6 protein-coding genes are annotated in these 7452 nt (G+C 66.8%); 2 read left to right on the top strand and 4 right to left on the bottom strand.

Translation table 11 applies throughout. The features are described from left to right. Positions 1–850 precede the first annotated feature (850 nt). Positions 851–1129, bottom strand: coding sequence for a hypothetical protein (locus C9E82_RS21400; RefSeq protein ID WP_119898825.1), 279 nt, complete (start codon positions 1127–1129; stop codon positions 851–853). A gap of 310 nt (positions 1130–1439) precedes the next feature. On the opposite strand from C9E82_RS21400, the gene ftsY reads away from it, so the two are divergent. Next, positions 1440–2489 (top strand): signal recognition particle-docking protein FtsY, encoded by a 1050-nt coding sequence (ftsY, locus tag C9E82_RS21395; RefSeq protein ID WP_119898826.1) that lies wholly within the window; start codon positions 1440–1442, stop codon positions 2487–2489. 28 nt (positions 2490–2517) lie between these two features. Here ftsY and C9E82_RS24665 read toward each other — a convergent pair whose 3' ends face one another. The 3 genes from C9E82_RS24665 to gloB all read right to left on the bottom strand — a co-directional run bounded on the left by C9E82_RS24665 (position 2518) and on the right by gloB (position 6431). Further along, positions 2518–2865, bottom strand: a complete 348-nt coding sequence (locus C9E82_RS24665; RefSeq protein WP_183154129.1) for a hypothetical protein — start codon at positions 2863–2865, stop codon at positions 2518–2520. A gap of 314 nt (positions 2866–3179) precedes the next feature. Continuing rightward, the gene (clpA, locus tag C9E82_RS21385) at positions 3180–5504 is read right to left on the bottom strand and encodes an ATP-dependent Clp protease ATP-binding subunit ClpA (protein ID WP_119898828.1); all 2325 of its coding nucleotides are present in this window, start codon (positions 5502–5504) and stop codon (positions 3180–3182) included. 180 nt (positions 5505–5684) lie between these two features. Further along, complete coding sequence (gene gloB / locus C9E82_RS21380; RefSeq protein ID WP_119898829.1) at positions 5685–6431, bottom strand: hydroxyacylglutathione hydrolase; 747 nt, start codon at positions 6429–6431, stop codon at positions 5685–5687. Positions 6432–6488: 57 nt separating this feature from the next. On the opposite strand from gloB, the gene C9E82_RS21375 reads away from it, so the two are divergent. Then, positions 6489–7280: a methyltransferase domain-containing protein gene (locus C9E82_RS21375; protein WP_119898830.1), complete on the top strand. Its 792-nt coding sequence runs from the start codon at positions 6489–6491 to the stop codon at positions 7278–7280. Positions 7281–7452 lie beyond the last annotated feature (172 nt).

Below are 7452 nucleotides of genomic sequence, written 5' to 3'. Positions count from 1 at the left end.
GCTCCACGCTGTAGATCCTCCCGCCCTCCCGGCAACCGCAGAAAGGGAAAAGGTGGACGACTTTTACACCGCCCGCAGCAGCACCAAGCCGCCGCTTCCGTGGACTAATTTCGCACCGCCGTTCTCAGGCCGCCAATTGGCCTGAGCAAGGCAGCCCACCAATTCCATTGGTCTATTGGCAAAATCGTCAAGCTCGTCCTGTCCGGGAAGCTGACACGGGTGGCACGCGCACCAGGGCAGGCAGGTTTCGATTCGATACTGATCGATGAGAAGGAAATGTCCAGCGTTCTTTACGCATCGCGCATGTCTCCCTGCATCAGCAAGGAGGAAGCCCCCAGGATCCTCGGCATTCCTCCGGGATCCGTGGCCAGCTTGCTTCGTATGGCAGCTCATGATGGCACGCCCCTATTGAAGCGGATCGTTCCGATCATCTGTGGTCGTGAGGCGCACTGGCATGTCGAACGCGACAGTTTCGATCGCTTCCGGTCCGCTCACGTCACGCTTGCGGATCTAGCGCGCCAGCACTCGCTCGCGCCGGATGCCCTCCGGAGGCAACTTTGCAGACGTGGCATCCGGTCGGTCCTCCACGGTTCGATGCGCGATTGCGGGATTTACCGTCTCGCCGATCTTTAGTTTCCAGTCGCAGCATTCCATCGACCAAGCCGCCTTTCGAGGCGGCTTTTTTGTCGTTTTTGGGAAGTTTCGATGGGCGCTAATGGCCCTGACAAATGGGCGGATTTGCCGCCAATTTCGGTATCAGATCGCAAAAAGCCCAGGAAATACGAGGCCCTGTGGGTCTTATTTGCCTGCCGATTCACCGGCGATCGCAGTCCGGGGGATGCGCGGCCGTTCAGCTGCAGCTGACCGACAGCAATTCGCCGCGGCGGTCGAACATGAAGGTCAGGCGCTCTTGTATCAGCTCCATGGTCATCGGCTCGTCCTCGCGGGCGATGCGATAGGCCTGGCCCTCGGGCACGGTGATCGTCGGGGATGTCTGCCCGATCAGATGCGTGTAGCGCGCCGAACCGCAGGGGTCGGCCTCTGCCTCGGGCGTCTCCTCGGGCGGCGCGGCGCAGGCGGCCAGGGCCAGCGGCACGGCCAGAGCGGCAGCGAGGTAATGGCGTTTCATCGGAACCTCCCAGGATTGCGTTCACGCATCGAAACGCGCCGAAGCGGCAATCGGTTCACGGGCGTCGCCGGGCCGCCCAGCCTGAGCGGTTTTCCTCCGAAGCCGGCCTTTCGTGGCCGCCCGATCGATTTGCCGGCGAAATGCGCACCATGGGCCATACCGGCGACGACATCGCGCACGCTTGTCGCGCGCGCGGCAATTTCCGATCTCCGCAGCCCCCGAAGATCTTTTCGCGGAAGGCGGTCGGCGGCTTTGGCTTTTCCTTGCCGGGCCGAGGCGATAGGGTTTCGCCGACGGAAAGGATGCGGACATGTCGTTTTTCACCAAACTGCGCGAGCGGTTGACCCGGTCCTCGAACAGGATCGGGCAAGGTCTGGACGAGATCGTGGCGGAGGCGGCGCCCGAGGCGGAGGCCCCGGCGCCGACCCCGGCCGCGCCCGTCTCGGAACCGGCGGCTGTTTCGGCACCCTCTGCCGCGGGCGGCCTGGTGGGGCGGCTGTTCGGGCGCGCGCCGGAACGGGCCGAGGAGCCGCGCCGGGCGCTGGACGACGCGATGCTGGAAGAGCTGGAGGACATGCTGGTCCAGGCCGATCTGGGCGTCGAGACCGCGCTGCGCGTCAGCGCCAATATCGCCGAGGGGCGGATGGGGCGCCGGGTCAGCTCGACCGAGCTGAAGGAGCTTCTGGCCGGCGAGATCGCGCGGATCATGACGCCGGTTGCGCGGCCCATGCCGCTTTACCCGAAGACGCCGCAGGTCGTGCTGGTCGTGGGCGTGAACGGCTCGGGCAAGACCACGACGATCGGCAAGCTGGCAAGCCAGTTCAAGGCGGCCGGCAAGAAGGTGGTGATCGCGGCGGGCGACACCTTCCGGGCGGCCGCGGTCGAACAGTTGCAGGTCTGGGGGAAGCGCGCCGACGTGCCGGTGATGGTCGCCGCGCAGGGTTCCGACCCGGCCAGCCTGGCCTTCGACGCGATGACCCGCGCCGAGGCCGATGGCGCCGACCTCTTGCTGATCGACACGGCCGGGCGGCTGCAGAACCGGCAGGACCTGATGGAGGAGCTGGCCAAGATCGTCCGGGTGATCCGCAAGAAGGACCCCTCGGCGCCGCACAACACGCTGCTGGTGCTGGATGCGACGACCGGGCAGAACGCGCTGAGCCAGGTCGAGACCTTCCGCAAGCTGGCCGATGTCTCGGGGCTGGTGATGACCAAGCTGGACGGGACCGCACGCGGCGGCGTCCTGGTGGCGCTGGCCGATCGCTTCGGCCTGCCGATCCATGCCATCGGGGTGGGCGAGCAGATCGACGACCTGGATGCCTTCGACGCGAATGATTTCGCCCGCGCGCTGGTGGGGCTGTAGGAGCGCCCCTTGGCCTCGCGTCGCGCCGTCACGCGCTGCTGATGCCGGGCCCCCGGTCAGGGGTTGTTTCGCGGCAATCGATCCCTTGGCCTTGCGTTTCGATCCATCTTGCATGGATGGATTCGCAATGATGCGTCTCGCGGAACAGGGCGTTCATGCAGCGCATGAAGGCGCTGCGCCAATGCGAGGGGTTCTGGCGATAGACGCGCGAGCAGAGGGGCTCGGTCCTGTCCCCGCACAGGGCGCGATTGATCGCCACCGACGTTATCCACCAAGGGTTCATGGTTGCACCCGTTGTTGACCGGTGCCGGATATAGACGCGGATTGTAACGCCACCGCAAAACCCTGTAGTGGCCGCCCCGATATTCGGCGCCATCGTGCCGAAAGCGCCCTATCTGCGCGGGATGTGCATCAGCCGCCATTGAGGGACGGCCTGTCGGAAGCCCGGTGGCCTGGGTTGCGATCCACAAGCGGATGCAGATCCGGCAAGCCGTTTCGATGCGGGAAGATGTTCGGTCCGGTGGCATTCGTGCCAAGGACGGGCAGATCCGGGGCCGATGGGGTGAACCGTCATCCGCGCCGGTTCCAAGAGGGGCGCGGGATTGTGCCTGGCATGTCGCGACGGCGCAAGCCGAGGCCGGTCGGCTACGCGAGGAACCTGCGGCGCGGATGGCGCGCCGCAGGCGAAGGTCAGTCGGCGGTCAGAAGCGGGGTCTTCGACTTGCCGATGCGGGGGGCGTCGGGGCCGGTGATGTCGAAGACGGGCTTGTCGTCCTCGATCTTCACGCGCACCACGCCACCCTTGGTCAGGCGGCCGAACAGCAATTCCTCGGCCAGGGGCTTCTTGATGTTTTCCTGGATCACGCGGCCCAGGGGACGGGCGCCCATCTTGTCGTCATAGCCTTTCTCGGCCAGCCAGTCGGCGGCTTCGGGCGTCAGCTCGATATGGACATTGCGGTCCATCAGCTGCGCTTCCAGCTGCAGCACGAATTTCTCGACCACATGGACGACCACTTCGCGCGACAGCGGCGCGAAGCTGATGATCGCGTCCAGCCGGTTGCGGAATTCGGGCGTGAAGGTCCGCTCGATGGCGGCGGTATCCTCGCCCTCGCGGCGCTCGCGGCCAAAGCCGATCGCGGCCTTCTGCATGTCCGAGGCGCCCGCGTTCGAGGTCATGATCAGGATCACGTTGCGGAAATCCACCTGCCGGCCGTTATGGTCGGTCAGCTTGCCGTGGTCCATCACCTGCAGCAGGATATTGTAGACATCGGGATGCGCCTTCTCGATCTCGTCGAGCAGCAGCACGCAATGCGGATGCTGGTCGACGCCATCGGTCAGCAAGCCCCCCTGGTCGAAGCCGACATAGCCCGGAGGCGCGCCGATCAGGCGGGAAACCGCGTGCTTCTCCATGTATTCCGACATGTCGAAGCGCAGCAGCTCCACCCCCAGCGTCGAGGCCAGCTGTTTGGCCACCTCGGTCTTGCCGACGCCGGTCGGGCCGGCGAACAGGTAGTTGCCGATCGGCTTTTCGGGTTCGCGCAGGCCGGCGCGGGCCAGCTTGATCGCCGAGGACAGGGCGCCGATCGCCGCGTCCTGGCCGAAGACGACGCGTTTCAGGGTCGCATCCAGGTCGCGCAGGACCTGGGCATCGTCCTTGCTGACGTTCTTCGGCGGGATGCGGGCGATCTTGGCCACCACGGCCTCGATCTCGCGCGGGCCGATGGTCTTGCGCCGCTTGCTCTCGGTCACCAGGTGCTGCGCCGCGCCGGCCTCGTCGATCACGTCGATGGCCGAATCCGGCAGCTTGCGGTCGTTGATGTAGCGGCTGGCCAGTTCGACCGCCGACTTGATCGCGTCATTGGTATAGCGCAGGTCGTGGTGCTTCTCGAAATGCGGCTTCAGCCCCATGAGGATCTTCACCGTATCGGGCACCGTCGGCTCGTTCACGTCGATCTTCTGGAAGCGGCGGGACAGCGCCCGGTCCTTCTCGAAATGCTGGCGATATTCCTTGTAGGTGGTCGAGCCCATGCAGCGCAGCTTGCCGCCGGCCAGCGCGGGCTTCAGCAGGTTCGAGGCATCCATCGCGCCCCCCGAGGTCGCGCCGGCGCCGATCACGGTATGGATCTCGTCGATGAACAGGATCGCGTCGGGATGGTTCTCCAGCTCCTTGACGACGGCCTTCAGGCGTTCCTCGAAATCGCCGCGATAGCGCGTGCCGGCCAGCAGCGCGCCCATGTCCAGCGAGAAGATGGTCGCGCCGGCCAGCACCTCGGGCGTTTCGCCGCGGGTGATCTTCAGCGCCAGCCCCTCGGCGATGGCGGTCTTGCCGACGCCGGGATCGCCGACCAGCAGGGGGTTGTTCTTGCGGCGCCGGCACAGGACTTGGATGGCGCGCTCCACCTCGGCCTCGCGGCCGATCAGCGGGTCCACGTCGCCCTTCTTCGACTTGGCGTTCAGGTCGACGCAATATTTCGCCAGCGCGGTCTCGTCCTTGGCCTCCTCGGGCTGCGGCGCCTGCTTGGCCTCGACCGGCTCGTCCGAGCCGACGATCTTGCGGGATTCGCTGAAGGAGGGGTTCTTGGCGACGCCATGGGCGATGAAATTGACCGCGTCATAGCGGGTCATGTCCATTTCCTGCAGGAAGAAGGCCGCGTTCGATTCCCGCTCGGCGAAGATCGCGACCAGGACGTTCGCGCCCGTGACCTCTTGCCGGCCCGAGCTCTGGACATGGATGGCGGCGCGCTGGATCACGCGCTGGAAGGCGGCGGTGGGCACGGCTTCCGAGCCCTCGATATCGGTGATCAGCGTCGACAGGTCGTCTTCGATGAAATCGACCAGCGTCTTGCGCAATTCGTCGAGGTCGACATTGCAGGCACGCATCACCTTGACCGCGTCGGGTTCCTCGGTCAGCGCCAGCAGCAGATGCTCCAGCGTGGCAAGTTCGTGGCGGTGTTCATTGGCCAGCGCAAGCGCCTGATGAATGGCCTGTTCCAGGGAGGTCGAGAAACTTGGCACGGTCGTCTCCTGTCAGTCGGCTGGCGGTATGGGCATATCTTGAGGCCCACCTGCCCAGACTGTCATGATACAGTTAAGATTTGGTGGATTGCGGCTGGCATCAAGTCCTAATTTCGACAGATGCCCAGTTTTTCCAGCGATTGATGCAGATGTGATGATCCGGCGGGCGTTTTTCAAGCGTCAGAAGGCGTCCTTCATCTGCCGCAGCCGCGCGAAGACCTCGGCCTCCGTGGCGCCCTCCAGGCCGAGGGGCGCGCGCAGTTCCGCCACGCGCAGGAAGGGATTGGTCTCGCGCTCGGTCCGCAGGCTGGCGGGCGCGCAGGGCAGGGCGCCCGATTCCGTCGCCGCCAGCCGCGCCTTCAGCGCCTGGTTCCCCGGATCGACCGACAGCGCGAAGGCGCCGTTGCCCGCGCAATAGTCGTGGCCCGAGCAGATCAGCGTCTCCTCGGGCAGGGCGTTCAGCCGCGACAGGCTGTCCCACATCGTCGCGGCATCGCCCTCGAACAGCCGCCCGCAGCCCATCGCCATCAGGCTGTCGGCGGTGAAGGCGTAATGCGAGTCGGGGAAATGGAAGGCGACATGGCCGATCGTGTGGCCCGACACGTCGATCACGGAAACGGGCTCGCCCAGCACCTCGATCGACTCGCCCGGCGTGACGCGGATGTCCAGCGGCGGCAGGCGATGGGCATCGGCGGCGGCGCCGATCACGCGGGCGCCGGTTTCGGCGACGAGGGCGGGCACGCCGTCGATATGGTCGGCATGGTGATGGGTCAGCAGGATCGCGTCCAGCCCCCAGCCGCGTTCCTGCAGCGCCTGCAGGATCGGGGCGGCCTCGGGGGCGTCGATCAGGACCGTGCCTGCCTCGCCATGCAGCAGATAGGCGTAATTGTCGCGCAGGCAGCGCAGCGTGACCAGTTCCAGCGGCATTGGCAAATTCCTCATCCTGTGCTGTGGTCAGCGTGACAAAACCCGGCAGCCGGTGCAATGCATCACGATATCGAAGATCTGCGCAGATTCTATTACCAGCGGTCGCTCGGCCGCGTGGTGCAGCGCATCCTGCGCGACCGGCTGGCCGAGCGCTGGCCGCCCGAGAGCTGCCACGGCATGAACGTGGCGGGCTACGGCTTCGCCGCGCCGATGCTGCGGCCCTACCTGGCGACGGCGCGGCGGGTGACGGCGCTGATGCCGGGGCCGCAGGGGGTGATGGGCTGGCCGGCGGGCGCGCCCAATCACAGCGTCCTGTGCGACGAGACCGCATGGCCGGTCGAGACCGGCAGCCTGGACCGGCTGGTGATGCTGCACGGGCTGGAGACCAGCGACCATCCCAGCGCGCTTCTGGACGAGGCCTGGCGGGCGCTGGGGCCGGGGGGGCGGATGATCGTGATGGTGCCGAACCGGGCCGGGCTGTGGGCGGCCTCGGACCGCACGCCCTTCGGCTTCGGGCGCAGTTACACGACCGGCCAGATCGAGGCGCAGACCCGCGCGGCGGGCTTCGTCGGCGAATGGCATGGCTCGGCCGTCTACATCCCGCCCTCGGACCGGCGCTTCTGGCTGCGCAGCGCCCAGATGTGGGAAAGGACCGGCACGCGCATCAGCCGGGTGCTGATCGCGGGCGTGGTGCTGGTCGAGCTGTCCAAGCAGGTCCGCGGACCGGTCGGGCCGGGGGTGAAGGTGCATGTGCCCAGCCCGCTGGACATCCTCGATGGGGTGGCGCGGCCCAAGCCCGGCGGGCGGCTGGCCTCGGGGCCGGTGCGCCACCGGCGGCGCGATCCGTGATGCCCCGGCCGGCGGGGCGACAGGGACCGTTCTGCCAGAGAATCGGGCGGACGAAGGGGCGCGCGGTCGCGTCCGAAAAGGGGCGTCATGGCCCTGCCTGCGACAGGCTGCCGCACCCCCTTGCGCGGCGATCCGCGCGGCCCTGTCCCTGCCACGCGCTAACGTCGCAGAT

Source organism: Paracoccus sigandri (assembly GCF_003709565.1).
Taxonomy (GTDB): Bacteria; Pseudomonadota; Alphaproteobacteria; order Rhodobacterales; family Rhodobacteraceae; genus Paracoccus; species Paracoccus siganidrum.
This window is presented reverse-complemented; position numbering and strand designations above follow the sequence as displayed.

Bases quoted from the DNA above. Each gene is read 5' to 3' on its own strand.
- C9E82_RS21400 (WP_119898825.1), bottom strand. From the start codon at position 1,129: ATGAAACGCCATTACCTCGCTGCCGCTCTGGCCGTGCCGCTGGCCCTG.
- ftsY (WP_119898826.1), top strand. From the start codon at position 1,440: ATGTCGTTTTTCACCAAACTGCGCGAGCGGTTGACCCGGTCCTCGAAC.
- C9E82_RS24665 (WP_183154129.1), bottom strand. From the start codon at position 2,865: ATGGCGCCGAATATCGGGGCGGCCACTACAGGGTTTTGCGGTGGCGTT.
- gloB (WP_119898829.1), bottom strand. From the start codon at position 6,431: ATGCCGCTGGAACTGGTCACGCTGCGCTGCCTGCGCGACAATTACGCC.
- C9E82_RS21375 (WP_119898830.1), top strand. From the start codon at position 6,489: ATGCATCACGATATCGAAGATCTGCGCAGATTCTATTACCAGCGGTCG.